Consider the following 26,281-nt stretch of genomic DNA (forward strand, 5'->3'; position numbering starts at 1 on the left):
GACGTGCTCAAGAAGCTGCGCGTCGCCAAGGTGCAGACGCCGGTGCTGATCCTCTCCGGCATTGCCGAGATGGACTCCAAGGTCCGCAGCTTCGGCTTCGGTGCCGACGATTATGTCACCAAGCCATTCCACCGCGAAGAACTCATCGCCCGCATCCACGCCGTGGTGCGCCGCTCGAAGGGCCACTCGCAGTCGGTCATCCGCACTGGCAAGCTTTCGGTCAATCTCGATGCCAAGACGGTCGAGGTCGACAGCGCCCGCGTCCACCTGACGGGCAAGGAATACGCGATGCTTGAGCTGCTTTCGCTGCGCAAGGGCACCACGCTGACCAAGGAAATGTTCCTCAATCATCTCTATGGCGGGATGGACGAGCCGGAACTCAAGATCATCGACGTGTTCATCTGCAAGCTGCGCAAGAAGCTTGCCCATGCCTGCGATGGTGAAAACTACATCGAAACCGTCTGGGGCCGCGGCTATGTGCTGCGCGATCCGGATGAAAAGCTGGAAGTCGAAGCGGCCTGATCGGCCCAAAATCCCCCCGGTGATCGACCTCCCGTGCGCAGCGGCCCGTCAGCAATGGCGGGCCGCTTGCGTTTGGGGGCTCAGCCGATCCGGTGGAAGGTATTGGTTTCCAGCTTGGGCATGGCCGTACCGGCCCAGATGATCGTCTCGGTCATCGAGCGACGATCACGCGATACGGTATAGACCCGCGTCGAAACCGGTGCGCCGTCCTTGCCCAGCGTCATCACCAGTGTTCCCGGCGCAGGCTGGCGCAGCGAGCCGCTGTCGATGAAGCCCATGTTGCCGGTCACCGGTACGGGTGCGGCGTCGAGCGCGGCAGTGGATTCGGCATGCAGCGTGCCGCCATCGGGGTTCACGATCTCGACCGCCGTGGTCCAGCGCTGATCTGGTGCCACGTTGAAACTGATGGTGACGCTGCGCGGCCGTTCCTCGGCGGGCACGCTGGCCACATCAAGCGCCCAGCGGCCGACCAGCGGCGAGATGTGCGCGGCGCCTGCGGCCGCCGGGGCAGCCTGCGGACGGGCCGCGTTGAACGGTGCGTCCGCTGCCATGAGCAGCGACCCTGCGGCGATGAGTGGCATGGCGATGAGCATGGCAATCTTTCCTTTCGGTCCTGACAGCCCGCGGCTTGCGGGCTGGACCGATCCCTCCGCCCCGGCGGATGTCATTGCCAGATCAGGATTTCTGTCCCAGATTTTCTGGGCACCCAGCTGCCGCGCCAGTTCGCGGCTGCTGCCCACCCCGGTTTTGCGGCGGGCATCGCGTAGCCGTTCGTTGATCGAGGCTTCGGTCCGGTCGAGCTTGACGGCGATCGATTTGATCGTGTGCCCCTCGGCCAGCAGCCGCAGCACTTCTAGCTCGCGCGCGCTCAGCTTCTCCGCAAGCGAACCCGGCCCACGCGCGGGGGCACCGGTCAGACGTTCCATGGCCGACATGGCCTTTGAGTGACCACATGCCCTGCCGGGCGTCCATCCCAAATTTCTTGTCTGGCGCGCCGGGAGCGAATACCAGGCCTCCTTGATGAGAGGGTCGCTCACCGCATACCTTGCCGGATGTTCCGCTGTTGCTGGCCTGCTGGCGTGGGGCTTGCCGGATGCCGCGCGCGCGCAGGAAGCAGCGGAGCAGTCCATCCTCGTTACCGCGCCCGGTGCCGGGGTGGACAGCGACGACGCGCTGGGCCTTTCGCGCGAAGATCTGGCCCGCAGCGGACGCCCCGATCTCATCGGCGCGCTCACGCGCCAGCTGCCCGGTGTCACCTTGCAGGATGCGCAGGGCAATCCCTGGCAGCCGGTGCTGGTCTATCGCGGTCAGACCGCCTCGGGCGCGCAGGGCCAGTCGCAGGGTCTGGCGGCATACCTCGACGGTGCCCGGTTCAACCTGCCGTTCGGCGATACCGTGTCGCTCGATCTCCTGCCCGATGCGGCGCTGCGTGACGTCGAATTGGTCGATTCGAGCCCGGTCTACGGCCTTAATGCGCTCGGCGGAGCGCTGGTGCTCGAAACCGCGACCGGGCGCAGTGCGCCCGGCGTGACTGGCAGCGCCTCGCTCGGCGCTTATGGTGCGCATGACGCAAGCCTCGCAGCGGGCGGCGCAGCGGGCCGGTGGAGTGTGTTTGCCGCCGTGCAATCGCGCGGCGAGAAGGGTTGGCGCGATTTCAGCAGCTCGCGCCTGGCCAGTGGCTATGCCGATCTCGGCTATGATGGCGTGGCTGCCGGGCTCCACGCCAAGCTGATCGTGGCAAGCACCGGCCTCAGCGGCAATGGCGCCTCGCCCGAGGATCTGCTCGCCGTGCGGCGCGCGGCGGTGTTCACGCATCCCGACCGCACCGAGAACCGCTTCACCCGCGTCAGCCTCCACCCCTGGGCCGATCTCGCGCCCACCACGCGGCTGCAGGCGGCCGTCTATGCGCAGTGGCAGACCAGCCGTGCGCTTAATGGCGATGCCGCCGATATCGAACCCTGCGAGGATGAACCGGGTCTGCTCTGCCTCGAAATCGAGAACGAGGGTGAGGAGGAGGCCGAAGTGCTCACCGATCGGCTGGGCCGTCCGATCGGTGCGCTGGCGGGCGATCCCACTTATGCCGTGCTCAATCGCGGCGAGCTGCACTCGCGCGCATTTGGCCTGCTTGCGCAGATCACCGACCGGCGGCCATTGCTGGGGGGCAGCAACGTGCTGACGCTTGGCACCAGCCTTGATTACGGGCGCAGCGCCTTTGCCGCGACGACTGCGCTCGGCACGCTTGATGAGACACGCGGTGTGCAGGCCGCTGGCCCGGTAATCGCACAGGATGATAACGCGATTGCGCCGGTCTCGGTCGTGACCCGCAATCTCTACGCCGGGTTCTTCGCGGCGGAGACGCTGCCACTTGGACCGAACCTGCGGCTCGAAGCGGGACTGCGCTACAACTACGCGGCGATCCAGCTGGACGACCAGCTGGGAACGGCGCTCGATGGGCGGCATTTCTTCACCCGGCTGAACCCGGGGGTCGAGCTCGACTGGGACGCTGCCCCCGGCCTCTCGCTGCGTGCTGGCTATGCCGAGACGAACCGCGCGCCCACCCCGGCGGAGCTTTCCTGTGCCGATCCCGAAGCGCCATGCAGCCTCGCCAACTTCTTCGTCGCCGATCCGCCCCTGCGGCAAGTCGTGGCGCGGACGTGGGAGCTGGGCGCATCGGGCAAGGGTGCGGCGGGCGGTTGGCGGCTGACGTGGCTCGCCTCGGTCTACCGCGCGGACAGCCGCGACGAGATCCGCCGCATCGCCTCGGGCGTGCGCGGCCGGGCCTATTTCCAGAACCTTGGCGACGCGCGGCGGCAGGGCGTCGAGCTCTCGCTGACGGCACAGCGCGGCGGGTTCAGGGTAGGCGCGACTTATGCCTTCACTGATGCCACCAACCGCTCGCTGGTGCGGATCGCCAGCCACGGCAATCCGGATGCGGAAGCGGACGGCGCGATCACGGTGCGGCCCGGCGATCGGCTGCCCGGCGTGCCGCGCCACAGCGCCAATCTCAATCTGGACTATGCCGGGAAGATGGGGGCCGGCAAGGCGGGGTCGTGGCGGCGTTTCAGCCTTGGCGGTACGCTGTCAGCGCGGTCCGGGCAGGTCTTGCTGGGCGACGAAGCGAACCGCGCCCCGCTGGTGCCGGGCTATGTACTGGTGGATGTGCGCGCCGGGATCGAACTCTTGCGCGATGTCGTGCTGTTCGGTGAAGTGCGCAACCTGTTTGACCGCGCGCACGCCACGTTCGGCACCTTTGGCGAGATCGGCTCGGTTCCACTCGCCGAAGCGCCGGGGGCTTCCTCGCCGCGCTTCCTTGGCCCGGGCGCGCCGCGCCGCTGGACGATCGGGATCAGGCGCGGGTTCTGAGCGGCCCGATCATGCGCATTGACCATTTGGGGCCTCGCTGCCACAGGCGCGCACCATGACCGCGCACAAGCCGGGCGATCCGCTCACCATCAACCGTCTCTATGGCCGCGCCAAGGGCAAGCCTCTGCGTGCAGGTCAGCAGGCCCTGATCGATACGCTGCTGCCGCAGATCGCGGTGCCTGATGAAGGGCCGGTCACGGCGGAGGCGTTGTTCGGCGACGCGCGCCCGCTGCATTTCGAGATCGGCTTCGGCGGCGGCGAGCATATGGCGGGGCGGGCGGACATGCTGCCCGATCATGGTTTCATCGGTGCCGAGCCTTTCCTCAACGGCGTGGCGCAGGCGCTGGTCCACGTCGATGGCGGGCGCGGGTCTGATGGCAGCGCCACCGGCATGCCGATCCGCAACGTGCGCATCCACCACGGCGATGCGCTGGAAGTGCTGGCGCGCGTGCCCGATGGCGCGCTGTCGTTCGTCTATCTGCTCCACCCCGATCCCTGGCCCAAGGCGCGCCACGCCAAGCGCCGGATGATGAACGACGGGCCGGTGGACCTCATCGCGCGCAAGCTGAAGCCGGACGGCGAATTCCGTTTCGGCACCGATCACCCGGTCTATCTGCGCCATGCCTTGATGATCATGCGCGGCCACACCGACCAGTTCGAATGGCTCGCGCAGAAGGCCGCGGATTTCCAGACCCGCCCCGGCGGCTGGCCCGAGACCCGCTACGAGGCCAAGGCCCGCGCGCAGGGGCACGAGGTCTGGTACTTCCGCTACCGCCGCCGCTAACGGCGCAAACGGCCCCACGCGAGCGCGGGCAGCATCGTCGCCCCGACCAGCGGAAACAGCACGGCCAGCACCGCCAGCAGCACCTTGACGCCGACCGGCATGCGATCCCCCGGCTGCAACGTCGGTGCGCCGAGTTCGCCTTGCGGACGGCGACGCCACCAAAGCACAAGGCCTGCCGAGACGCTGCCGACGAGCATCAGGCACACCGCCAGATTGGCGAGCTGGTTGGCGAGGCCATACTGCCGCCCCATGTGCGTCATCACGCCCCATTCGACCGCCTTGGCGACCGGGCTGTAATCCGCCCACGCCACATTGCCCAGCACGCGCCCGGTGCCGGGGTCCATGTAGAGCGTGCGCTGCCCCTCGGCCTTGTCGGGCACGTAGGACACGGTGAACACGCCCTTGGGCCCCTGCGGGTAGATGATCCGCACGCCTTCGCCGAAGTGGGCGCGGTCGAGCAGGGGGAGCAGCGCCTCCACGCGCGCGATGCCGATGGGGCCGCTGCCCGAACCTTGCGGCATGGCGCTGTGGCGGATCGTCCACGGCAGCTTCGGATCGGCAGGGGGCATGGCCATCATCTTGTGCATGGCATGCGGATCGGCGGCGGGCCGGCCGTCCGCCTCGGGCGGTGCGTGGAAGTTGGGCGAGGGCGCGATGAAGGGCACGACTTCACCCAGCTTTGCGAACTGCGCGCCCCAGAATGCGGACCACGGCAGCCCCGTCAGCACCAGCAGGATCACGAACCCTGCAAGGAAGATGGAGGGTATGGCATGAAGATCGCGCCATCTCCGGCGGCCGCCAGCGGAGAGGCGCGGGACAAACACGCCCCGCACCTTCCACTTGCGCGGCCACCACAGCCACACGCCTGTCGCCATCATCACCAGTGTCCAGCAGGCCACGATTTCGACCACATGGCTGCCGATTTCCCCGGCGAAGAAAGTGCCATGCACCTTGCGCACCAGATTGGTCGGCTGGAGCGCCGGGTCCGCCGTGCCGGTGATGCGGCCGCGCCCTGCATCGAGGAACACGTCCTGCGCGGAGCCCTCCGCCTGCCGCACCGTCCAGATCGTCGCCTCGTCCGCCGTGAAGGGCAGACGCACCCGCAACACCGTCGCGCCCGGATGCGCTGCCTTCACGATTGCCTCCTGCCGTTCGAGCGGCAGCGCGGCGAGGCCGGGTGCAGGCGCAAGCGTCTGCACGCTGCGGTTCCACCACGCGTCGATCTCGCGGTCGAACAGGTAGATCGCGCCGCTCAAGGTCAGCACGATCAGCAGCGGTGCAGTCCACAGCGCGGCGTAGAAATGCCAGCGCCACACCGCGCGGTAGCCATGCGGGCGGACAGGTTCATCTGCGTTTGCCATGGACCGCACCTCCTTCAGAAGCCGACCGACACGCGCACGCTCAGCGTACGCGGATCGCCGGGATAGACCGCGAATCCGTTGCCCGATGCGGTGAAGTACCGCTCGTCCAGCAGGTTGCTCAGCGTGGCATCGATGCGGAAAGGCTTGAGCGACAGGCCCACCCCGATATCCGCCAGCGTATAGGCGGGCAGCGTGGTATCGCTCCCGTCAACCAGCGCGCGGCTCGTCACATGGTTGACCCCGCCGCGCAGGGTGAGCGGCGTGCCCGGCACCGCAATGCTGGTCCGCGCGGTCAGGCTGTGGCGCGGCAGGTCGCCGATCCGCTTGCCCGCGATGCCATCATTGCTGCGGGTGACCTTGCCGTCCATCAGCGCATAGCCTGCACTCAGCTCCCACCAGCTCACCGGCTGCCATTCGCCCTCGAACTCGATCCCGCGCACACGCTGTTCGCCCGCGTTGACGCTGAAATCGGGATCGACCGGATCGGCGGTGACCGCATTGACGCGCTTGATCTGGAACACCGCGAGGCTCGCGCGCAGCGTGCCCGTGCGCACCCTCAACCCCGCTTCGGCCTGGTTCGAGCGTTCGGGCTGGAGCGGCGTCCCGGTGCGGGTGCGCGCCCCCGCGGTGTTCTCCACGTCGAAGCCGGTGTTGTATCCGGCGTAGAGCGAGACGGCGTCCGTCACGCGGTAGGTCGATCCCAGCTGCCAGATCGTCGTGCTCGTCTTCGCGCGGTTGTTGGTCGCTCCGCCATAGTCGCCGTCGCGCGCGTCGATCCAGCTATGCCGCGCCGCCCCGATCACATTCCAGCGCGGGGTGATATCGATCTGGTCCTGCGCATAGAGCGCATGGCCGTCGATATTATAGAACCCATCGAAGGCGAAGGTGCCGGCAGGGGCCGTGCTGCTGAAGCCATAGACAGGCGCCAGCACGTTGATCGGGGTTACGTTGGTAAGGTTGTACTGGGTGAAGCGGCTGCGTTCGTGGTCGTATTCATAGCCCATCAGCAGCTTGTGGGTGAACGGGCCCGTCACCAAGCGGCCCGCCAGATCGAGCTGTGCGATGGTGTAACTGTCATCCTCGCGCCCACGGCGGCCGTTGCGGTTGATGAGCGCCGGGTTTGCTGCATCGGGCGCGCGCAGGCGGATCTGCGTGAACGCGCTGTTGAATTCCTGGTATTGCAGCCGCGGTGTGACCGTCCAGCCATCGGCGAGCCGCACATCGACCCAGGTCTGCACCAGCGGTGCATCTGCGGTGAGCGTATCGACCGCCGGTTCGCCAAGGTAGAGCCCGCGCCGCAGTGCCGGAACTCCATCCTTGACCGTGCCCGCCAACGGCAAGCCCGGATTGCGCCGCGTATCGCGCTCGACATATTCGGCGACGAGATGCGCGGTCACGCTGTCTGACGGCGCGTAGCGCAAGTTCAGCGCCACGTTCTTGCGATTGAGATCCTGAAAATCGACGAACGTGCCCGAACGTTCGACTTCGCCCGTCACACGCACCGCAAGGCCGGGAGCGAGGCCGGTGTTCATGTCGAAGGTCAGCATTTTCTGGTCGAACTGCCCCGCCGTCAGCGCGAAGCTGCCGAACTGCCGCTCTTCCGGCTGGCGCGTCACCACGCTGACGATGCCGCCCACTGCCGATTGGCCGTAGAGCACGCCCGAGGGGCCCTTGAGTACTTCGACCCGCTCGATGTTCGAGAGCGCAGAGGCATCGACGTCCTCGTAGTAGCGCTGGCGGATGCCGTTGCGCATCTGGTCGGCTAGAAAGCCGCGCACCTTGAGGCTGAAGGACTGATACGGGCCGACGCGCGAGAAGCCGGGGTTGGCGCTGGGCACGGTGCGCAGGAGATCGCCGACCGAACGCGCGCCGCGCTCTATGATATCCTCGGCGGTGATGATCTGGATCGATTGCGGCAGCCGCGCGATGGGTATGCCGGACTTGGCGCCGAAATCGCCGGAAAGCTTGGTGCCGGTGACGATGATGTCGCGGTTGTCGGTGCTTTCGGGGGCTGCGGCCTCTTCGGCGCGCGCAGGAGTGGCCACCGCCATGATGGCGGCAAGGGCAATGAGTGACGTCTTCATGGGAAATCATGCTCCGCACCGGCGCGCCGTGGCGCGCGCGGTTCATCGGGAAAGGGTGCCCGGCGCGCAGGAGGGCCGGGCGGTCTGTTCCGTCAGAGGGAGAGCGGCGGTCCGCGCAATGGGGGGCGCAGGCGGGCAAGCCGCCGGCGGCGCGGGGCGGGTGTGGGCGCAAAGCCCAGCGTGAGGATGAAGGCGAGCGCGAGCGCCAGCAGGATCCCATCGGCACCGCCCGTTGCGGCCATCGACAGCGAGGAGAACGCGCATTCGCCCTTGCCCGAACTGCCTCCCGAACTGCCGCTCTTGCCCGCCGTCCCCTTCATCGGAACGGCAACTTGTGCGATCGCATCGTGATCGAGACTGTCCACGCAAATGCGGATTGTCAGGACCTTCGCCTCGGGCGCGACCATGACGCCTGCCGGCATGACCATGCGCAGGCACAGCGCCGCCCCGACCAGCACCATGGCCAGCAGGTGGTGACGCAGGACGAGGGCGCGCAAAACGGTCATTGCCGGGAGGCCCTAGCGCCGGGGCAGTCGGCTGTCACCCTGCCATGTCTTGAAAAGTATTGCCCGGAATCACCCGGCACGTAGCGCATTAACCAATTAATCTCTTCCTAACCGAGCAAGCTTACCATCTGCCCATACACCGGACGGGAACGGGATTGTCCGGCGGGAAAAGCGAAGCGAGGGGCTCATGGCCACGACGAAGACAGCGCAGACCATTCTGACCGAAATGCGGGAGTTTGCCGGATTTTCGCCGTGCGAGCAGCGTTATATCCGGCGCAGCCTCGATGTCGGCCTCGCCCGCCATGACGCCTTCCGGCGTTGGGCACGCGGACCTGCCGAAGCGGCCTCGATCCGCACCCAGTACGTGATCTATCAAGACCTCAAGCTGCTGCGCAGCCTGCTGAAAAACGAGCTCGAAACCGGCGAGGGCGCTGGCCTCGAGGACCTTGAAACCGTGATGGGCCCGCTGCTGCGTGTCACCACGTTCGATCTGGCGCAGGGCCGGATCGAATGCTTCTCTGCCTATCGCTTCCTCTACGAACGCCTGCTTGGCGCCGAAGTGCGTCCTTGGCTGCCAGGCGCGTTCTGCGGCGCCGCCGCCCTGCCGCACATCCGCCCGGAACGCCGCAAGGAACTGCTCCAGTCGATCAGCGAAGCTGCCGCGACCGCGCCTGCCTGGTCGATGTGCGCGCCGCGGTTCTTCCCGGACTATGTCGAAATGGAAGAAGCCGCCTGAGGCTGACCGTCCCTTCGTCATTGCATCACTACGTTTGCAATGACGAAGTTAGTTGTCTGCCTCTTCGCTGTTACTTCGCCCGGTCGGGCTTCGCGCGCCATGTGCCCTTGCGGTGCGGCTTCTTCGGCGCTTCGGGGCGGCCGGCCTGGCGATAGGGCTTGGGCGCGTGGTTCGGCTTGCCTTCGCGGCGATGCTTGCGGGCTTCCTCGCGCGGGGCACCGTCCATCGGCCCGATCTCGAACTCGTCGGCTTCCTCGGCGGTGCGGCGCACGGCGTCCATGAAGCGGGCGGCGATCGCGGTCGGCACTTCGAACAGCGTTTCCTGCGCAGTGATACGGATCGCGCCGATCTCGCTGCGGCTGACATGGCCGCGGCGACAGAGCAGCGGTAGGATCCAGCGCGGATCAGCGTTCTGGTCGCGCCCGAAGTTGAGCCGCATCCAGGTGCTCTGCTCGAATCCCGGGCGCGGCTCGCGCTGCGCTGGCGGGCCGGCATCATTGCCGCTCATCATGTCCTCGGGCTCGGGCAGGCGGGCGCGGTGAACCTGCACGAGCGCGGCGGCGATATCTTCGGCGCTGCGTTCGGCGAGGAGCCGGGTCGCAAGCGCACGGTCTTCTTCGCTCGCCTCGACAGGCGCGAGGAGCGCGGCCATCATCCGGTCATTATCGGCCGCGCGGATATCGGCGGCGGAAGGCGCTGGCACCCACTGCGCCGGAATGCGCGCGCCGCGCAGCATGGCTTCCACCCGCTTGCGGCGCGGATAGGGCACGATCAGCACGGCGGTGCCCTTCTTGCCCGCGCGCCCGGTGCGGCCCGAGCGGTGCTGCAGCGTTTCGGCATCGCGCGGAATCTCGACATGGACGACGAGGCTCAAGGACGGCAGATCGATCCCGCGTGCGGCGACATCGGTGGCAACACAAACGCGCGCGCGGCGATCACGCAGGGCCTGCAGCGCATGGTTGCGCTCGCTCTGGCTATGCTCGCCCGAAAGCGCGACGACCGCAAAGCCGCGCTCGGTCAGGCTGGCGTGGAGGCGGCGGACATTGTCGCGCGTGGCGCAGAACAGCATCGCGGTTTCCGCTTCGTGGAAGCGCAGCAGGTTGACGACCGCGTTCTCGATATCGGCGGGGGCGACGGCCATCGCCTGATAATCGATATCGCCGTGGCCGCGTTCCTCGGTGACCGTGGAAATGCGCAGTGCATTGTGCTGGTAACGGCGGGCGAGCGCGACGATGGGCGCGGGCATCGTTGCTGAAAACAGCATCGTGCGGCGTTCCTGCGGCGTCGCGTCAAGGATTGCCTCGAGGTCTTCGCGAAAGCCCATGTCGAGCATTTCATCGGCTTCGTCGAGCACGGCAACGCGCAGCGCGGAGAGTTGCAGCGCGCCGCGTTCAAGGTGATCGCGCAGGCGGCCCGGGGTGCCGACGACGATGTGCGTGCCATAACCCAGCGCGCGGCGTTCGCGCGAGGCGTCCATGCCGCCGACGCAGGTGGCGATGCGCGCGCCGGTCTGTTCGTAGAGCCACTCCAGCTCGCGGCTGACTTGCAGCGCGAGTTCGCGGGTGGGGGCAATCACCAGCGCCAGCGGCGCGCCGGCGGGGCCCATGCGGTCTTCACCGGCGAGCAGCTGCGCGGCCATGGCGAGACCGAATGCGACGGTTTTGCCCGAGCCGGTCTGCGCGGAGACGACAAGGTCACGCCCCTCGGCTTCGGCTTCGAGGACGGCGGCCTGCACCGGCGTGGGTGCGGCATAGCCGCGTGCTGCCACGGCGGCGCCGAGGGCGGGGGGGAGTTTGGAAAAGGGCATAGGGCTTTCGGGGGAAGGACGTGTGCCCGGACATGCGTTGGCGGCCAGAACGCACCGCCTCCACGCCGGAAGATGCGCGCCCCATAGACCAATCGGAGCGGTTTGGCTTGTGTTGATTGCAGGGGGCCGGAATTTGCCCCCTCTTGTCAGCCGCAACGCGAGCGGACAAGCTGGCGTCATAAAAACGACAGGAGGGGATGGCGATGGATTTTCGCGTGCGCGCGATGCGGCTGGCTTTAACGGCGGTGGCCGCCTTGCCGACATTGGCGCTGGCCGCACAGCCCGTCAATGGGGCCGCCAACGGGCCTGCCGATCCGGTGCTCGCGCCCAAGCCTGCAAGCGCGGCGACGCTGGCGGCGCATCAGGCGGTGGCGGCCGCCTTGCCGCAGGAAGACGGGCGCGATCCTGCCTTTGCCGCGCAAGGTTTTCTGGCGAGCGCCGGTGATCCGGTGATCCGCGACGCTGCGGGCAAGCCGGTGTGGAACATGGCCGCCTATGACTGGGTTTCGGGCCCCGCGCCCGCCAGCGTGAACCCTTCGCTGTGGCGCGAGGTGGGCTTGCTCAGGAAGCACGGCCTCTACGCGGTGGCGGACGGGGTGTGGCAGGTGCGCGGGTTCGACGTTTCGAACATGACCGTGATCCGGGGCGCGACCGGTTGGATACTGGTCGATCCGCTGACCACGAAAGAGACGGCGGCAGCAGCCTTGGCACTGGTCAACGCGCAATTGGGCGCTCGGCCGGTTTCGGCGGTGATCTACAGTCACAGCCACGCTGACCACTTCGGCGGCGTGCGCGGGGTTATTGCGGAGCCGGATGTGGCTGTGGGCAAGGTGCAGGTCATCGCGCCTGCGCATTTCATCGAGGAAGCGGCGAGCGAGAACATCCTTGCCGGCTCTGCCATGGGGCGGCGCGCGCAGTATCAGTTCGGCGGTGGGCTTGTGCCCGGCGCGCAGGGGCAGATGGGGAGCGGCATTGGCCTCGGCGTATCCTCCGGCACGATCACGCTGGTTGCGCCCACTGATTCCATCAGCAAGACCGGCGAGACGCGGGTGGTCGACGGCGTGGCGATGGAGTTCCAGATCGTTTCGGGAAGCGAGGCGCCGAGCGAGCTCAACGTCTATCTTCCTGGGCCGAAAGTGCTGCTTTCGGCCGAGATGAGCACCTGTTCGCTGCACAATATCCTCACCCCGCGCGGGGCCAAGGTGCGCGATACGCGGGCTTGGGCAGGCTATCTGGATGAGGCGCTGCGGCTTTACGGTCCTCGCAGCGATGCGGTGATCTCGAGCCATTGCTGGCCGCGCTTCGGGCAGGCGGAAGTGAGCCGGATGCTGGCGAGCCAGCGCGACAACTACCGCGTGCTGCACGATCAGACCCTGCGGCTGATGAACCGGGGCGAGACTCCGGCGGAGATTGCGGAAGCTTTGGTGCAGCCCGCCAGCCTCGCGGCGGACTGGTTCAACCATGGCTACTACGGGACCTACAGCCACAATTCGAAGGCGGTCTATCAGTTCTATCTTGGCTGGTACGATGCGGTGCCCGCGAACCTGAACCCATGGCCCGCGGCCGAGCACGCCAAGCGGCTGGTTTCGGCAATCGGCGGGCCGGCCAAAGTGACCGCGCAAGCGCGGGCGGCGATGAAGGCCGGGGATTACCGCTGGTCGTCCGAACTGCTCAGCGCTGCGGTGTTCGCCGATCCCGCCAACAAGGCCGCGCGCGCCTTGCTGGCAGACAGCTATGAACAGCAGGGCTATCAGGCGGAGAGCGCGATCTGGCGCAACCAGTTCCTTGCCGCCGCGAGCGAGCTGCGCAACGGGCGGATTGCCTCTGCCACATCAAGCCAGAGCCAGGACATGATCGCGGCGGTACCGACGCAGCTCCTGCTCGATTCGGTGGCGACACGGATCGATCCGGCGAAGCTTGCGGGGCGGCACACTGCGATCAACCTCGTAATGCCCGAGCGCGGCGAGACGGCGGGCGTGGAATTGACCGGCACTGCGATGCTGGCGCGCATTGGCGCAGCGCCGGGAGCCACCGCGACGCTGACAGCCCCGCGCCGCCTGCTGCTGGGGCTGCTGTTCCTGAAAATGCCGCTGGCGCAGCTGGAAATGGCGGGGCTCAAAGTGGAGGGCGACCGCGCGGCGGTGGAAGCGTGGCTGGCGGCGCTCGATCCGATGCCGGGGGCGTTCAATATCGCCGAACCGTGAGGGGTATCAGACCATCTTTTCGATGAGTATGGCGGCCCACACCGCCAGCGTGAGCGCGCCGCCGGCGATGGTCCAGCGGATAGCAAGGCGCAAGTGCCGGGCCTGCGCGTCTATGGAGTGAACGAAGCTGGCGAACAGGCGCTGGCGCAGCGCGGCATCGCCTTCCAGACCTTCGGCATCGAATTCCTCGCCCAGCAGCATGGCGCGCAAGGCGAGTGCGCAGGAGACGATCAGCGGCGCGATACCAATCAGGCTGGCGAGCACCAGCAGTGGCTGGGTGGCCGCGTCGACCGAAAGCGGTGCGCCGGGGCTGGCCGAGATCGGGTGGGTGCCGATGGTGATCATCAGCGCGTTGAACCCGAGCATCGCGCCCAGCCGCACCGAGAGATCGAGATCGCGGTTCTCGAGGAATTCGAGATCGGCAATGAAGCCCGGTTCGGGCGGCTCGCCGCGCATGTCGCGAAACGCGCGGAGCCTGGAGCGGAAGGACGTGGGGAGCATCGCCTGCGAGCGTAAAGCGATTTGCCAGCTCAGACCAGCCTGATCGGCCCGCGATACCGCGCGATGGCCTCGTCCGCCGTGAGCAGCGTGACGCCTTCTGCCATCGCCTGGGCGATGAGCAAGCGATCGAACGGGTCCTTGTGGATCGGCGGAAGCGAGGCAGTGGTAATAGCATGCGCGCTCGTCATCGCGAGTTCTGTCATGGCGTTGTCGAGGCAGCCACGCCGCACGAGGTGGGGATCGACATTGAAGTCCGGCCGCTGGAGCGCGTACTTGATTGCGATTTCCCAGATGCTCACGGCGCTGAAGGCGATCTCGTTGTCCCGGTCCTCGATCAGTTTGCGCGCCTTCTTGCTCAGCTTGTCCGGTGCAGCAGCGGTCCAGATGAGCAAGTGGGTATCGAGTAGCAGCTTCATGTGAACTTGTCGGGCCGATCGCCGAACATGGCTTCGATGTCGTCCTTGAACGGCGTCTTGATATCGTTCGGCGCATCGATCTGGCCTTGTAGCCAGCCCAGTTTGCGCTTTTTCGGCGCTTCCTCGAGCGGGCCGAGCCGCGCGGTGGGCTTGCCGCCTTTTGCGACGATGATGTCCTCGCCAGCAGCAGCGCGCGCCACGAGCTTGGAGAGCTGGGTTTTGGCTTCGTGGATATTGACGGTATGCACGGCTGACTCCGGACTTAGCCAGATGAACTTAGTCCAGTCTGGCAGCACGATCAAGTCGCACCTGTCGTTGGCTCACCCCTTGTACAACCCGTCGATCCGCGCTCCGTAGCGTGCCTTGATCTTGTGGCGACGGATCTTCATCGAGGGGGTCATTTCCTCGTTGTCGATGGTGAAGGGCTCGTCTGCCAAGGCGATCTGGCGGACCTTTTCGATCACCGAGAGGTCCTTGTTCACCCGGTCAACCGCCGCGCGGATCGCGGTGCGGAAAGCGGGGAGATCGGAGAGCGCGGCCATATCAAACTTTTCGCCCTGCGCGCGCGACCATTCCATCGCCCATTCGGCATCGGGGACGATGAGGCCAACGATGTAGGGCCGCTTGTCGCCCGAAACCATCGCCTGCCCGATCTCCGGCTGAAGCGTGAGCATGCCCTCGATCCGCTGGGGGGAGACGTTGTCGCCCTTGTCGTTGACGATCATGTCCTTCTTGCGGTCGGTGATCTTGATGCGGCCCTTTGCATCGAAGTGGCCGATATCGCCGGTGTGGAGCCAGCCGGCCTGCGGGCCGTCCTGCGGGATGGCGCGCAGCGTTTCGGCATCATTGCGCCAATAGCCGTGCATGACGAGCTCGCCGCGCACGAGGATTTCGCCGTCGTCGGCGATCTTCACCTCGACTCCGCGCATTGGCGGGCCGACCGTGTCCATCGCGAGGCCGACCTTGGGCCGGTTGCAGCTGATCACGGGGCCGGCCTCGGTCTGGCCATAGCCCTGCAGCATGGTGAGCCCCATGGCATCGAAGAACAGGCCGACATCGGGATTGAGCGGCGCACCGCCCGAGACGAGGGCCTTGAGGCGCCCGCCGAAGCGCTGGCGAATCTTGGGGCGCAGCGTGCGCTCGATGAAGAAATCCATCGGGGCATCGATGATCCGGCGCAGGATATTGGCGCTGCCATCGGCCTTGCGCGCGCCGATGGCGAGGGCGCGGGCCATGAGGTAGTTCGGCAGCTTACCCTGCTTTTCGACCTGCTTCATGATACGGGCGCGCAGCACTTCGAACAGGCGTGGGACGACGACCATGAGGGTCGGGCGGGTTTCCTCGATATTGCTGGCGAGCTTTTCGAGGCCTTCGGCATAATAGATCTGCGCGCCGAGGCCGATGGGCAGGAACTGGCCGCCGGAATGCTCGTAGGCATGGCTGAGCGGGAGGAAGGAGAGGAATACTTCGGTCTCGCGTCCGGAGGTGTCCCAGCCCAGATCCTCGGCGACCACGGCTCCCGCACCATCAACATTGCACAGGATCGCGCCGTGGTGCTGGCACACGCCGCGCGGGGCACCGCCGGTGCCGCTGGTGTAGATAATGCAGGCGGTCTCACCCCGGCCGATCGCGGCCACGCGCGCAGCGACCGAGAGGCGCGCCGGCGCGGGATCGCCGCTGATCAGCGCGGACCATTCATGGAACTGGATGCGCTCGGACTGCATGCGGCGCAGCGGCTCCATGCCGATGATGTGCGCCACCTGCGTCGCGCTGAGGCAGGCGGTGAGCAGCGGCTGGGCAAGCTTGGCATTGGAGACGATGACCGCGCGCGCACCCGAGTTTTCGAGCACATGGGCGTGGTCACGCTCGGTGTTGGTGACATAGGCGGGCACGGTGACGAGCCCGGCGGCCATGATCGCGAGATCGGCAATGCACCATTCGGGGCGGTTTTCCGAAACGAGCACCACCCGGTCGCCCGGATCGAGGCCGAGGCTGCGCAGCGATTCCGCGAGACAGCAGACCTGATCCGCCGCCTCGCGCCAGCTCAGCGAAGTCCAGCTGCCGCCGCGCTTGGCCCAGAGGAACGGACGATCCCCGAAGAACTCCGCCCGATCGAGGAACATGGCGACGAGATTGGGATAGGACGCAAAATCGGAAAGCTGCACGGTATGACGATCCCCTGGCCCATTGGTGCCCGCGCGGGCGGGCCTTTTGTTTGGCCCGGAAACTAGGAGTGCCGTTGCGGAAGGGCAAGCAGCCCTGTGGATATGGTTCAGGGCGAGGCAGTTGCGCCTTCGCTTCTGGGATCGGCAGCGCCGACCCAGTGGTACTTGCCGTTCTCGCCGGGGACCCATTCAATGGCATTGGCCTTGAGGCGCAGCGGCACCGCGACGACCTTGGTGTGGCCGAGTGCCTGAAGCGCCGGGACCATTGCGGCAAGCGGCGTGCCGGATTCTACCGCGAGCACGCCGGGACCGGGCATCACGATGCCCTGCGCGATGGCCGCGCGCGCGGAGAGTTTCCAGTCGAGCGTGCCGATGATCACGCGGATCACCTGCGGCGGGATGGTGTAGCCGCCCGCCGCGCCCGCGATCAGGCGCAGGTGGCCATCGGGGCCATAGACCACGACCGGGCTCATCGAGCTGCGCGGGCGCTTGCCGCCTTCGACGCGGTTGGCGGTGGGCTTGCCATTGCGGTCGGGGGCGAGGTTGAAGTCGGTCAGTTCGTTGTTGAGGTAGTAGCCGCCGACCACGAGGCCCGAACCGAAGGCGCTTTCGACGGTGGAGGTGTAACTCGCGGCATTGCCCCAGCGATCGACAGCGGCGAAGTGCGTCGTGCCGTTCTCGGGGATGGGGCCGGCCATGGCGAAGCGGTCGCTCGCGCCGCTGGGTTTGCCGGGGGCCACATCGGCCATCGTCGCGCTATCCGAAATCAGCGCCGATCGCGCGGCGACATAGGCAGGGTCGATCAGCCCGGCGGTGGGCACCGGGACGAAATCGGGATCGGCGAGCCAGGTGTCGCGGTCGGCGAAGGCGAGCCGCTCCGCCTCGGCGATCAGGTGCCACGCAGTGGGCGAGGCGGGGCCCATGGCCTTGAGATCGAAGCGTTCGAGCATGCCCAGCGTCTGCAGCACGGTCACGCCGCCGGCCGAGGGCGGGCCCATGCTGCACACCCGCCACACACGGTAGCGGCCGCAGACGGGATCGCGCCGCTTGGCCTTGTAACCCGCCAGATCGGCGGTGGACATCGGCGCAGGGTTGCGCGGGGCGGTGCCGACCTTGGCGGCGATCGCCTTGGCATTGCCGCCCAGATAGAAGCTGTCCGCCCCGAGCGCGGCGATCTTTTCGAATGTGGCGGCGAGTGCAGGGTTGCGCACCACGGTGCCGACAGGGAGTGGTGCCCCGTCCGCCCCGAAGAACAGGGCGCGCCCGGCGGGGTCGAGCCCGGCAATATCGGGCGCCAGGGCCAGCGTGCTGGCAAGCCGCGGTGTGATAGCGAAGCCATCGCCGGCGAGCCGGATCGCCGGGCCGAACAGCACGCGCCAAGGGAGCTTGCCACTGCGGGCATGTACCGTGGCGGCAAGGCGCAAGTTCCCCGGCACCCCGACGCTGCGCCCGCCGGGGACGGCGTCGCTGTGGCTCAGCACCTTGCCATCGACGGTGAACCAGTTCGGCGTCGCAGCGGCAGGCGCCATTTCGCGCCCGTCAAAGCTTTCGACCGTGCCAGCCGCGTCGGCCGTCACGAGAAAGCCGCCGCCGCCGATGCCGGAGCTCTGCGGCTCGACCACGGTGAGCGCGAGCATGACGGCTATAGCGGCATCGGTGGCCGATCCGCCAAGGCGCAGCATTTCAGCCCCGGCCGCAGCGGCGCGCGGATCGGCCGCGGTGACGACGCCCATGTCCTCCGCGGCGAGCGGTGCAGTGGGTGCAGGCGCGTTGGCGGGCCGGGCCGCGTTGGGCAGCGGCGCGCAGGCCTGGGCGAGAACGAACAGCGCGGCGGGCGCAAGCGAGCGGACGAAACGGAAAGCCATGGTGTAGCGTTATGCGCTGCCGACGGCCTCGGCAATGCTGCTCATGCCTTCGGCGCTCACGCGCTTGGCGAGGCCATCGACGATCCGCCGCACGAGGCCCGGTCCTTCATAGACCAGCGCGCTGTAGATCTGGATCAGGCTCGCCCCGGCGCAGATTCGTGCCCAGGCATCGTCCACACTGGCGATGCCGCCCACGCCGATCAGCGGAAGGGTCCCGCCGGTGGCGGAGCGGAAATCGCGCAGCACCTGCAATGCCAGCGGGCGCAGCGGTTCGCCCGAGAGGCCGCCGGTCTCTCCCGCAAGCGGCGAGCGCAGCGAAGGGCGGGTGATCGTCGTGTTGCTCACGATCAGGGCGTCGAGCCGTTTGTCGATTGCGATCTTGCAGATGGCATCGATATCGGTGCTGGTGAGATCGGGGGCGAGCTTCAGGAACAGCTTGGTCGGCAAGGCGCCGCGCGCCTCGATCACGGCATCGAGCAGTTCTGCCAGTGCGGCGGGATCCTGCAGCGCGCGCAGGCCTGGCGTGTTGGGCGAACTGATGTTGACGGTGAGGTAGCTGGCAAGCGGCGCCATGATTCGCGTCATCGCCGCATAATCGGCGATGCGGTCTGTCGAATCCTTGTTGGCCCCGATATTGGCACCGACGACGCCAGGCCGGTTCTGCCGGGCGGCGAGCCGGGCGGCGACCACCTGCGCGCCCGCGTTGTTGAAGCCCATGCGGTTGATCACCGCGTTGTCCTCGACAAGGCGGAAGAGGCGCGGCTTGGGGTTGCCCTCTTGCGGGCGCGGGGTGACCGTTCCCGCCTCGACAAAGCCGAAACCCAGGCCGAGCAGCGCGTCCGGCACTTCGCCGTTCTTGTCGAACCCGGCGGCGATGCCCACCGGGTTGGGAAAGACGAGGCCGGCGACTCGCTGGCACAGCAGTGGCTGCGGCGCGGCGCGGCCCGCACGCGGCGCGGCGGAGAGGGCAGCGATCGTGAGGCGATGGGCAGTCTCGGCGGGAATGCGGAACAGCAGGGGGCGGCAAATCGAGTAGAGCATGCTTGGGCGTTTCCCTCCGGCCCGATGACCGGGTGCGGCGTTCTATTGCCGCCCCGCGCGAGCACGCCAAGCTGCAATTGCAACCAATTTGTCGGTTAACCGGCTGTTAAGCAATGAATTCGTTCGGCTGTGGCTTGTGTGCCACCGATTTTGTCGAATCCGTACAATTCTTATGTGTTGCAGTGTCCTAATCAAAACGTGCGACCCGAAGGGCTCGGTGCAGAAATGCATTCGAGTTCTCGACTTCATGGCGGCTCGTGCCCTGGCACGGCCGCCTTTTTTTCGTCTGTCGCCCTCATCCCGCTGGACCTGACTGGCCACCCGCACACCTGACATTTTCGGGCATGGCGCACGGCTTGCGCTGGGGCCGTCCATCGCCTAGATAACCGGATCATATCAGTCCGATTTCACATCGGATCGAATTTTACCGGGAACAGCCGCAATGCGACTTTCAAGCATGGCCGACTATGCCGTGGTGACGATGACCGCCGCCGCGCGTCATTGCGGGCGCCATGGCGCAGGCGAAGCGCGGGTTTCGGCGCAGCAGCTGGCCGACGAGACCGGGCTGCCCGTGCCGACGGTGCAGAAGCTGGTGAGCAAGCTGGCCGCGGCCGGACTGCTCAAATCGTCGCGCGGGCTGGGCGGCGGGCTCAAGCTTGCGCGGCCGGCGGCGGCGATTTCGCTGGCCGATATTGTCGAGGCGGTCGAAGGGCCGATCGCGTTGGCGCCGTGCAGCGTGCATGGCCGCCACGATTGCACGCTGGAAGCCGATTGCACCGTGCGCCCGCACTGGCCGCAGGTCGATGCCGCGCTGCGCGGGGCACTCGCGGGCGTGCCGCTGACGCAACTGACGCGCCCGGTGCCAAAAGTGGCTCAGGCAGGAGCACCGGCATGAGCGAGGATACGGGTATCGAGATGGGCGTTGAAGTGCGTGATCAGGCTGCGCGTGATGCAGCGGCGCGCGTTGCCGATTACGAGCATGGCTGGTCATCGGACATCGAGCAGGAGTACGGCCCCAAGGGTCTTTCCGAGGACACGGTGCGCTATATCTCGGCCAAGAAGGACGAGCCGGAGTGGATGCTGGAGTGGCGGCTCAAGGCCTATCGCCACTGGCTGACGATGCCGACGCCGGAATGGGCCAAGCTCAATATTCCGCCGATTGATTACCAGGCTGCCTATTACTGGGCCGCCCCCAAGGCCAAGCCCAAGCTTGGCAGCCTTGACGAGGTCGATCCCGAGATCCTGCGCATCTACGAAAAGCTCGGCATTCCGCTCGAGGAGCAGAAGGTGCTCGCGGGCGTCGAAGGCGCGCGCAAGGTCGCGGTCGATGCGGTGTTCGACAGCGTTTCGGTGGCGACGACCTTCCGCAAGGAACTGGAAGCGGCGGGCGTCATCTTCCGCTCGATCAGCGAGGCGATCCGCGAATATCCGGAGCACGTGCGCAAGTGGCTGGGCCGCGTCGTGCCGATGCAGGACAACTACTTCGCGGCACTCAATTGCGCGGTCTTTTCGGATGGCACCTTCGTCTACATCCCGGAAGGCGTGCGCTGCCCGATGGAGCTGAGCACGTATTTCCGCATCAATGCGGAAAACACCGGCCAGTTCGAGCGCACGCTGATCGTGGCCGACAAGGGGTCCTATGTCTCGTACCTCGAAGGCTGCACCGCCCCGCAGCGCGACGAGAACCAGCTCCATGCCGCCGTGGTCGAACTGGTCGCGCTCGACGATGCCGAGATCAAGTATTCCACCGTGCAGAACTGGTATCCCGGCGATGCGGACGGCAAGGGCGGCATCTACAACTTCGTGACCAAGCGCGCGCTGTGCCAGGGCGCGCGGAGCAAGGTTAGCTGGACGCAGGTCGAGACCGGTTCTGCGGTGACATGGAAGTACCCCAGCTGCGTGCTCAACGGCGAAGGCTCGGTCGGTGAGTTCTATTCGGTGGCGGTGACCAACAACCACCAGCAGGCCGATACCGGCACCAAGATGATCCACAACGGGAAGAACACCCGCTCGACCATCGTCAGCAAGGGGATCAGCGCGGGCAAATCGAACAACACCTATCGCGGCCTCGTCCGCGTCGCCCCGCAGGCCGAGGGCGTGCGCAACTTCACCCAGTGCGATTCGCTGCTGCTGGGCGCTGAGTGCGGCGCGCATACGGTGCCCTATATCGAGGTGCGCAATCCGAGTGCGACGATCGAACACGAGGCGACCACGAGCAAGATTTCCGATGACCAGCTGTTCTATGCGATGCAGCGCGGCCTCGCGCAGGAAGATGCCATCGCGCTGATCGTGAACGGTTTTGCGCGAGAAGTGCTGCAACAGCTGCCGATGGAATTCGCGGTAGAGGCGCAGAAATTGCTGGGGATTTCGCTTGAGGGGTCGGTCGGGTGAGCGATGCGATGACCCTTACCGTGCGCCCCGTGGCAGCCGATGATGCCGCCGAACTCGCCGAGCTTCTCAACGCGGTGATCGCGGCGGGCGGGACGACCGCGCTGCAGGAGCCCTTCACGCCCGAGGCGCTGGATGCGGCCTATCTGACCGGGCCGAACGTCCACTGCTGCTTCGTGGCGGAGGACGAGGACGGCACCTTGCTCGGTTTCCAGACGTTGGGGCGCTATCCCGGCCTGCCCGAGGATGTTGGCGATATCGGCACTTTCGCGCGGCTCGGCGGGACGCAGCGCGGGATCGGTTCGGCGCTGTTCGCCGCGACCACTCGGCGCGCCACGGAACTCGGCCTCAGCGCGATCAACGCGACGATCCGCGGCGACAATACTGGCGGCCTCGCGTTCTACACCAAGCAGGGCTTCGTCGATCACGGCGCGACGCCGGGCGTGCCGCTCCAGGACGGGACGCCGGTGGACCGCGTGCACAAGCGGTTCGTGCTGGCGGCTGAAGCCCCGGCCAAGCGCAAGCTTTCGGTGCGCTTCGGCGGGGACGATGCGCCGACTTTGCAGAAGAAGGGGCGCGGCTGGGCGATTTCGGAATCGCGGCTCGATGTCTTGCACGAGCGTGCGCGCGAGATGCGCCGCAACCCCGGCCCGGCGCAGGAAGCGCTGGCCGATGCGCTCACCCGCGTCGAGACTGGCGGCTACAGCTTCAAGCAGCAGGCGGTGATCGGCTCGGCCATCGTCGATTTCGCCTGCAAGCAATTGATGCTGGTGGTCGAAATCGATGGCGATGCCGATGCGGCTTTCACCGCCGCGCGTGACAAGAGCCTGACCGAAGTGGGCTACCGGGTGGTGCGCATTGCCGCTTCCGATGTGCTCGCCGATCCCACCGCCGCTGCGCAGCGCATTTCCGATGCGATGCGCAGCCTCCACACTGAACGCCGCGCCAGGCGATCTGCCCCCAGGCGCGCCGCGCCGCGCTCACCCCGGAACTACTGATGCTCAAGATTGACAACCTTTCCGCCACCGTTGCCGAAAAGCCGATCCTCAAGGGGCTTTCGCTCACGATCAACGCGGGAGAAATCCATGCCATCATGGGCCCCAACGGCGCGGGCAAATCGACGCTGGGCTACACGCTGGGCGGTAGGCCCGGTTATGCAGTGACCGGCGGCTCGGTGGAGTTTGACGGGCAGGACCTGCTCGCGCTTGAGCCGCATGAGCGTGCGGCGGCGGGGCTGTTCCTCGGCTTCCAGTATCCGGTCGAGATCCCCGGCGTGTCCAACCTGCAGTTCCTGCGCGAGGCGCTCAATGCACAGCGCAAGGTGCATGGGCTTGAGCCGCTTTCGGGCGCGGCCTTCATCAAGCTCGCCAAGGAGCAGGCGGGCCTGCTGCGCTTCGACATGGACATGCTCAAGCGCCCGGTGAACGTGGGCTTTTCGGGCGGCGAGAAGAAGCGCGCCGAGATGGTGCAGATGGGCATCCTCGCGCCCAAGCTGGCGATCCTCGACGAGACGGACTCCGGCCTCGACATCGATGCGCTGCGCATCTGTGGCGAAGGCATCAACGCGATCATGAGGAAGCCCGACAAGGCCGTGCTGCTGATCACGCACTACCAGCGCCTGCTCGATTACGTGAAGCCGGACTTCGTCCATGTTCTCGCGGGTGGGCGGATCGTGAAGTCGGGCGGGGCGGAGCTGGCGTTGGAACTCGAAGAGCACGGCTACGAGGCGGTGGCGGCATGAGCCTGCTGCTTGCCCTTGCAGCGGCGGCGCAGGCGGCGGAGCCTGCTGCGCCCGCAGCCCCGGCCCCTGCGATGCCAGCGGCGTTTGTCGGCGAGTGGGCGCCTTCCGGGGCGCTGTGCGGCGACAAGTATGCGCGCCGCATCGTGACGGCCTCGATGAACACCGAAGGTGACTATTGGGGCGTGGTCAAGGCGGTCGAGACGCTGGGCGAACGGCATGTCCTGGTGCGCGAAGGCGATGACGATTTCGGCGTGTCGCTGACGGCAGACTATGTGTTGAGCCCCGATGGCCGGATGCTGGTGCTCCACGTGCTGGAGCGCAGCGGCGCGAAGGTTTCGGAAAGCCCCATCCCGATGGTGCGCTGCGAGGTGGCCCGTGGCTAGTCTCGCTCTCCCCACTCGTAAGGACGAGGCCTACCGCTACGCCGATCTGGCCGCGCTGGCACCGCTGTGGCCGGTGGCTGTGCAGGATATCCGCGTTGCCGCCGGGCAGAGCGAAGCGCTGGCGATCACCGCGCGCTCTGACAGCGCCGAGGCACGCGAACTTCTGATCACGCTGGAAGATGGCGCGAGCTTTGACCTGCGCGTTCTGAATGCCGGGTACGCTTATGGCCGGATTGCGGTCACTGCGGTGCTGGGCAAGGGCGCGTCGTTCCACTTCGGCGCGGCGCAACTGGGCGGCGGGGCGCAAACGCTCGAGATCGTCACCGAGGTACGCCATCTGCAGCCCGATGCGGTGAGCCGGCAGGTCGTGCGTTCGGTGCTCGGCGGGCAGGCAACGGGCACCTATCTCGGCAAGGTCCATGTCGCGCGCGGCGCAATCGGCACCGATGGCGAGCAATCTATCCGCGCGATGCTGCTGGAGCGCACCGCGACCGCCAATGCGCGGCCCGAACTTGAAATTTACGCTGACGACGTGAAGTGCGCGCATGGCTGCGCGGTGGGCGAGCTCGATCCGCAAGGCCTGTTCTACCTGCAATCGCGCGGGCTGCCGCCAGCCGAGGCCAAGAAGCTGATGCTGCACGCCTTCATCGCCGAAGCCTTCGTCGGTGCGCCCGATGCCGAGGCGTTGACCGAAGCCGCGCTGGCCGGGCTGGAGAACTTGCTGTGAGCACCGATACCCTTGTCCGCACTGACGCATGGCCCGGCCTGCTGAATGCCGAGGGCAAGCGCTGGCACTACCTCGATACCGCCGCCACCGCGCAGAAGCCGCAAGTCGTGATCGACGCCATGAGCCGCGCGATGGGCGCGGATTATGCGACGGTGCACCGGGGGGTCTATACCCGCTCCGCCGAGATGACGCTGGCCTACGAAGCCGCGCGGCGCACCGTGGCGGCGTTGATCGGCGGGCGCGAGGAAGAGCTGGTCTTCACGCGCGGGGCGACCGAGGCGATCAATCTCGTGGCACAGTCGTGGGGTGTGGCGAACCTCAAGCCGGGCGACCGGGTGCTGCTCTCGCAGCTTGAGCACCATTCGAATATCGTGCCGTGGCAGCTGATCCGCGAACGGACGGGCCTTGAAATCGACGTCTGCCCGCTGACCGAGGACGGTCAGATCGATCTCGATGCGGCGGAGCGGATGCTGACCCCGGCGCACAAGCTTGTGGCCTTCGCGCATGTGTCGAATGTGCTCGGCTCGGTGCTTGATGCACCGCGCGCGGTGCGGCTGGCGCATGCCGTCGGCGCAAACATCCTGCTCGATGGCTGCCAGTCGGCGGCGCGGTTGCCGGTCGATGTCGCGGCACTGGGCTGCGATTTCTACGTGTTCTCCGCGCACAAGCTCTATGGGCCGACCGGGATCGGCGCGCTCTGGGCGAAGGCGGATATCCTTTCGGCGATGCCGCCGTGGCAGGGCGGTGGTTCTATGATCGACCGCGTGACCTTTGCGCAGACGACCTGGGCGCCTGCACCGCAGCGCTTCGAGGCGGGCACGCCCGCGATTGTCGAGGCGATTGCCTTTGGCGCGGCGGTGGATTTCCTGACCGGCACGGGGCTGGACGTGATCCACGCGCACGAGGCGCGGCTGGTTGCGCTGGCGCGCTCCGAACTGGGGCGCCTCAACGCGGTGCGCCTGTTCGGGCCGCAGGACAGCGCCGGGATCGTCAGCTTCGCGCTCGAAGGTGTGCACCCGCACGATCTCGGCACGATCCTCGACGAGGAGAACGTGGCGATTCGCGCAGGGCATCACTGCGCGCAGCCGCTGATGGAGCACTTGGGCGTGCCGGCAACGGCGCGCGCGAGTTTCGGGATTTACAGTGACGAAAGCGATGTCGCGGCGCTGGTGCGCGGCATCGAGCGGACCCTAAGGATATTCGGATGAACCGGATCGAGATCGAGGAAGTCGAAGGCGTGGAGCCGCCGCGCCGTGCGCGGGTGGAGGAGGCTGTTGAGACCCCCGCCGAGAAGCTTGAGCGCAAGCGCGACTATCTGGAAGGCTTCCTGTCGGAAAAGCCCGCTGATGCCGCGCCGGGCGAGCCGGGCGGCGATATCTACGAAGGCGTAGTGGCCGCGCTGCGCGAGATCTTCGACCCCGAGATTCCGGTCAACATCTATGACCTCGGCCTGATCTACGGGGTCGATGTCAGCCCCGAAGGCTCGGTCGTGGTGTCGATGACGCTCACTACGCCGAATTGCCCGGTGGCCGAATCGATGCCCGCAGAAGTCGAGCTGCGCGTCGAGGCGGTGCCCGGCGTGCGCGACGCCGAGGTCAATCTGGTGTGGGAACCGGCCTGGGACCCGCAGAAGATGAGCGACGACGCCAAGCTTGAACTTGGTATGCTCTGAACAAGCCCCATATAG

The 26,281-nt window shown here is 67.0% G+C and carries 24 protein-coding genes; 13 read left to right on the top strand and 11 right to left on the bottom strand.

Going from position 1 to position 26,281, the window contains the following annotated elements:
- Nucleotides 1–522: response regulator transcription factor (locus Q0071_RS16790; RefSeq protein ID WP_298172088.1), on the top strand; the 522-nt coding region annotated here is incomplete at its 5' end.
- Nucleotides 523–602: 80 nt separating this feature from the next.
- On the opposite strand, the gene Q0071_RS16795 is transcribed toward Q0071_RS16790, so the two are convergent.
- Nucleotides 603–1,448, bottom strand: coding sequence for a helix-turn-helix transcriptional regulator (locus Q0071_RS16795; protein ID WP_298172091.1), 846 nt, complete (start codon nucleotides 1,446–1,448; stop codon nucleotides 603–605).
- A 94-nt stretch (nucleotides 1,449–1,542) separates the two neighbouring features.
- Here Q0071_RS16795 and Q0071_RS16800 point away from each other — a divergent pair, with 94 nt between their 5' ends.
- Both Q0071_RS16800 and Q0071_RS16805 read left to right on the top strand, forming a co-directional pair.
- Complete coding sequence (locus Q0071_RS16800; protein ID WP_298172093.1) at nucleotides 1,543–3,885, top strand: TonB-dependent receptor; 2,343 nt, start codon at nucleotides 1,543–1,545, stop codon at nucleotides 3,883–3,885.
- Between the two features lie 55 nt (nucleotides 3,886–3,940).
- A complete protein-coding gene (locus Q0071_RS16805; protein ID WP_298172096.1) occupies nucleotides 3,941–4,669 on the top strand; it encodes a tRNA (guanine(46)-N(7))-methyltransferase TrmB in 729 nt (242 codons plus the stop codon).
- Here Q0071_RS16805 and Q0071_RS16810 read toward each other — a convergent pair.
- The 3 genes from Q0071_RS16810 to Q0071_RS16820 form a co-directional block, all read right to left on the bottom strand.
- Entirely contained in the window at nucleotides 4,666–6,030 is a 1,365-nt protein-coding gene (locus Q0071_RS16810; protein ID WP_298172099.1) for a PepSY domain-containing protein, read from the bottom strand. The two genes, Q0071_RS16805 and Q0071_RS16810, sit on opposite strands and share 4 nt — an antisense overlap.
- Nucleotides 6,031–6,044: 14 nt before the next feature.
- Nucleotides 6,045–8,114 (bottom strand): TonB-dependent receptor, encoded by a 2,070-nt coding sequence (locus Q0071_RS16815; protein ID WP_298172102.1) that lies wholly within the window; start codon nucleotides 8,112–8,114, stop codon nucleotides 6,045–6,047.
- 92 nt (nucleotides 8,115–8,206) lie between these two features.
- On the bottom strand, nucleotides 8,207–8,620 hold the full coding sequence (locus tag Q0071_RS16820) for a hypothetical protein (protein WP_298172105.1): 414 nt from the start codon (nucleotides 8,618–8,620) through the stop codon (nucleotides 8,207–8,209).
- Between the two features lie 187 nt (nucleotides 8,621–8,807).
- Between Q0071_RS16820 and Q0071_RS16825 the strand changes: the two genes are divergently transcribed.
- Complete coding sequence (locus Q0071_RS16825) at nucleotides 8,808–9,356, top strand: hypothetical protein (protein WP_298172107.1); 549 nt, start codon at nucleotides 8,808–8,810, stop codon at nucleotides 9,354–9,356.
- A gap of 70 nt (nucleotides 9,357–9,426) precedes the next feature.
- On the opposite strand, the gene Q0071_RS16830 is transcribed toward Q0071_RS16825, so the two are convergent.
- Complete coding sequence (locus tag Q0071_RS16830; protein WP_298172110.1) at nucleotides 9,427–11,163, bottom strand: DEAD/DEAH box helicase; 1,737 nt, start codon at nucleotides 11,161–11,163, stop codon at nucleotides 9,427–9,429.
- Between the two features lie 203 nt (nucleotides 11,164–11,366).
- On the opposite strand from Q0071_RS16830, the gene Q0071_RS16835 reads away from it, so the two are divergent.
- The gene (locus tag Q0071_RS16835; RefSeq protein WP_298172113.1) at nucleotides 11,367–13,367 is read left to right on the top strand and encodes an alkyl sulfatase dimerization domain-containing protein; all 2,001 of its coding nucleotides are present in this window, start codon (nucleotides 11,367–11,369) and stop codon (nucleotides 13,365–13,367) included.
- Between the two features lie 6 nt (nucleotides 13,368–13,373).
- On the opposite strand, the gene Q0071_RS16840 is transcribed toward Q0071_RS16835, so the two are convergent.
- The 6 genes from Q0071_RS16840 to Q0071_RS16865 form a co-directional block, all read right to left on the bottom strand.
- Nucleotides 13,374–13,868 carry a hypothetical protein gene (locus tag Q0071_RS16840; RefSeq protein WP_298172115.1) on the bottom strand — a complete coding sequence of 165 codons (495 nt, stop codon included), beginning with the start codon at nucleotides 13,866–13,868 and terminating at the stop codon, nucleotides 13,374–13,376.
- Between the two features lie 29 nt (nucleotides 13,869–13,897).
- Nucleotides 13,898–14,284, bottom strand: coding sequence for a type II toxin-antitoxin system VapC family toxin (locus Q0071_RS16845; RefSeq protein WP_298172118.1), 387 nt, complete (start codon nucleotides 14,282–14,284; stop codon nucleotides 13,898–13,900).
- The gene (locus tag Q0071_RS16850; protein ID WP_298172372.1) at nucleotides 14,281–14,580 is read right to left on the bottom strand and encodes a type II toxin-antitoxin system prevent-host-death family antitoxin; all 300 of its coding nucleotides are present in this window, start codon (nucleotides 14,578–14,580) and stop codon (nucleotides 14,281–14,283) included. Before Q0071_RS16850 ends, Q0071_RS16845 begins: the two co-directional genes overlap by 4 nt.
- Before the next feature lie 24 nt (nucleotides 14,581–14,604).
- Nucleotides 14,605–16,449, bottom strand: a complete 1,845-nt coding sequence (locus Q0071_RS16855) for a long-chain fatty acid--CoA ligase (protein ID WP_298172121.1) — start codon at nucleotides 16,447–16,449, stop codon at nucleotides 14,605–14,607.
- 107 nt (nucleotides 16,450–16,556) lie between these two features.
- On the bottom strand, nucleotides 16,557–18,314 hold the full coding sequence (locus Q0071_RS16860) for a gamma-glutamyltransferase family protein (protein WP_298172123.1): 1,758 nt from the start codon (nucleotides 18,312–18,314) through the stop codon (nucleotides 16,557–16,559).
- Nucleotides 18,315–18,323: 9 nt separating this feature from the next.
- A complete protein-coding gene (locus Q0071_RS16865; protein ID WP_298172126.1) occupies nucleotides 18,324–19,355 on the bottom strand; it encodes a quinone-dependent dihydroorotate dehydrogenase in 1,032 nt (343 codons plus the stop codon).
- Between the two features lie 442 nt (nucleotides 19,356–19,797).
- Here Q0071_RS16865 and Q0071_RS16870 point away from each other — a divergent pair, with 442 nt between their 5' ends.
- The 8 genes from Q0071_RS16870 to Q0071_RS16905 are packed head-to-tail and all read left to right on the top strand — an operon-like array spanning nucleotide 19,798 to nucleotide 26,266.
- On the top strand, nucleotides 19,798–20,250 hold the full coding sequence (locus tag Q0071_RS16870; RefSeq protein ID WP_298172129.1) for an Rrf2 family transcriptional regulator: 453 nt from the start codon (nucleotides 19,798–19,800) through the stop codon (nucleotides 20,248–20,250).
- The gene (sufB, locus tag Q0071_RS16875) at nucleotides 20,247–21,746 is read left to right on the top strand and encodes a Fe-S cluster assembly protein SufB (RefSeq protein ID WP_298172132.1); all 1,500 of its coding nucleotides are present in this window, start codon (nucleotides 20,247–20,249) and stop codon (nucleotides 21,744–21,746) included. The genes Q0071_RS16870 and sufB overlap by 4 nt, the downstream gene beginning before the upstream one ends.
- Complete coding sequence (locus Q0071_RS16880; RefSeq protein WP_298172134.1) at nucleotides 21,743–22,741, top strand: GNAT family N-acetyltransferase; 999 nt, start codon at nucleotides 21,743–21,745, stop codon at nucleotides 22,739–22,741. The genes sufB and Q0071_RS16880 overlap by 4 nt, the downstream gene beginning before the upstream one ends.
- Complete coding sequence (sufC, locus tag Q0071_RS16885) at nucleotides 22,741–23,484, top strand: Fe-S cluster assembly ATPase SufC (protein WP_298172137.1); 744 nt, start codon at nucleotides 22,741–22,743, stop codon at nucleotides 23,482–23,484. The genes Q0071_RS16880 and sufC overlap by 1 nt, the downstream gene beginning before the upstream one ends.
- Nucleotides 23,481–23,867 carry a hypothetical protein gene (locus Q0071_RS16890; protein WP_298172140.1) on the top strand — a complete coding sequence of 129 codons (387 nt, stop codon included), beginning with the start codon at nucleotides 23,481–23,483 and terminating at the stop codon, nucleotides 23,865–23,867. Before sufC ends, Q0071_RS16890 begins: the two co-directional genes overlap by 4 nt.
- On the top strand, nucleotides 23,860–24,594 hold the full coding sequence (locus Q0071_RS16895) for a SufD family Fe-S cluster assembly protein (protein ID WP_298172143.1): 735 nt from the start codon (nucleotides 23,860–23,862) through the stop codon (nucleotides 24,592–24,594). The genes Q0071_RS16890 and Q0071_RS16895 overlap by 8 nt, the downstream gene beginning before the upstream one ends.
- Complete coding sequence (locus Q0071_RS16900) at nucleotides 24,591–25,802, top strand: cysteine desulfurase (protein WP_298172146.1); 1,212 nt, start codon at nucleotides 24,591–24,593, stop codon at nucleotides 25,800–25,802. Before Q0071_RS16895 ends, Q0071_RS16900 begins: the two co-directional genes overlap by 4 nt.
- Nucleotides 25,799–26,266 (top strand): SUF system Fe-S cluster assembly protein, encoded by a 468-nt coding sequence (locus tag Q0071_RS16905; RefSeq protein WP_298172149.1) that lies wholly within the window; start codon nucleotides 25,799–25,801, stop codon nucleotides 26,264–26,266. Before Q0071_RS16900 ends, Q0071_RS16905 begins: the two co-directional genes overlap by 4 nt.
- The last annotated feature ends 15 nt before the right edge of the window (nucleotides 26,267–26,281 follow it).

This window comes from Novosphingobium sp. (assembly GCF_027486195.1).
In the GTDB taxonomy this organism is placed as follows: Bacteria; Pseudomonadota; Alphaproteobacteria; order Sphingomonadales; family Sphingomonadaceae; genus Novosphingobium.

Excerpts from the sequence above, each read along its gene's own strand:
- Q0071_RS16795 (WP_298172091.1), bottom strand. The coding sequence starts at position 1,448 with ATGGAACGTCTGACCGGTGCCCCCGCGCGTGGGCCGGGTTCGCTTGCG.
- Q0071_RS16800 (WP_298172093.1), top strand. The coding sequence starts at position 1,543 with ATGAGAGGGTCGCTCACCGCATACCTTGCCGGATGTTCCGCTGTTGCT.
- Q0071_RS16805 (WP_298172096.1), top strand. The coding sequence starts at position 3,941 with ATGACCGCGCACAAGCCGGGCGATCCGCTCACCATCAACCGTCTCTAT.
- Q0071_RS16810 (WP_298172099.1), bottom strand. The coding sequence starts at position 6,030 with ATGGCAAACGCAGATGAACCTGTCCGCCCGCATGGCTACCGCGCGGTG.
- Q0071_RS16815 (WP_298172102.1), bottom strand. The coding sequence starts at position 8,114 with ATGAAGACGTCACTCATTGCCCTTGCCGCCATCATGGCGGTGGCCACT.
- Q0071_RS16820 (WP_298172105.1), bottom strand. The coding sequence starts at position 8,620 with ATGACCGTTTTGCGCGCCCTCGTCCTGCGTCACCACCTGCTGGCCATG.
- Q0071_RS16825 (WP_298172107.1), top strand. The coding sequence starts at position 8,808 with ATGGCCACGACGAAGACAGCGCAGACCATTCTGACCGAAATGCGGGAG.
- Q0071_RS16830 (WP_298172110.1), bottom strand. The coding sequence starts at position 11,163 with ATGCCCTTTTCCAAACTCCCCCCCGCCCTCGGCGCCGCCGTGGCAGCA.
- Q0071_RS16835 (WP_298172113.1), top strand. The coding sequence starts at position 11,367 with ATGGATTTTCGCGTGCGCGCGATGCGGCTGGCTTTAACGGCGGTGGCC.
- Q0071_RS16840 (WP_298172115.1), bottom strand. The coding sequence starts at position 13,868 with ATGCTCCCCACGTCCTTCCGCTCCAGGCTCCGCGCGTTTCGCGACATG.
- Q0071_RS16845 (WP_298172118.1), bottom strand. The coding sequence starts at position 14,284 with ATGAAGCTGCTACTCGATACCCACTTGCTCATCTGGACCGCTGCTGCA.
- Q0071_RS16860 (WP_298172123.1), bottom strand. The coding sequence starts at position 18,314 with ATGGCTTTCCGTTTCGTCCGCTCGCTTGCGCCCGCCGCGCTGTTCGTT.
- Q0071_RS16865 (WP_298172126.1), bottom strand. The coding sequence starts at position 19,355 with ATGCTCTACTCGATTTGCCGCCCCCTGCTGTTCCGCATTCCCGCCGAG.
- Q0071_RS16870 (WP_298172129.1), top strand. The coding sequence starts at position 19,798 with ATGCGACTTTCAAGCATGGCCGACTATGCCGTGGTGACGATGACCGCC.
- sufB (WP_298172132.1), top strand. The coding sequence starts at position 20,247 with ATGAGCGAGGATACGGGTATCGAGATGGGCGTTGAAGTGCGTGATCAG.
- sufC (WP_298172137.1), top strand. The coding sequence starts at position 22,741 with ATGCTCAAGATTGACAACCTTTCCGCCACCGTTGCCGAAAAGCCGATC.
- Q0071_RS16890 (WP_298172140.1), top strand. The coding sequence starts at position 23,481 with ATGAGCCTGCTGCTTGCCCTTGCAGCGGCGGCGCAGGCGGCGGAGCCT.
- Q0071_RS16905 (WP_298172149.1), top strand. The coding sequence starts at position 25,799 with ATGAACCGGATCGAGATCGAGGAAGTCGAAGGCGTGGAGCCGCCGCGC.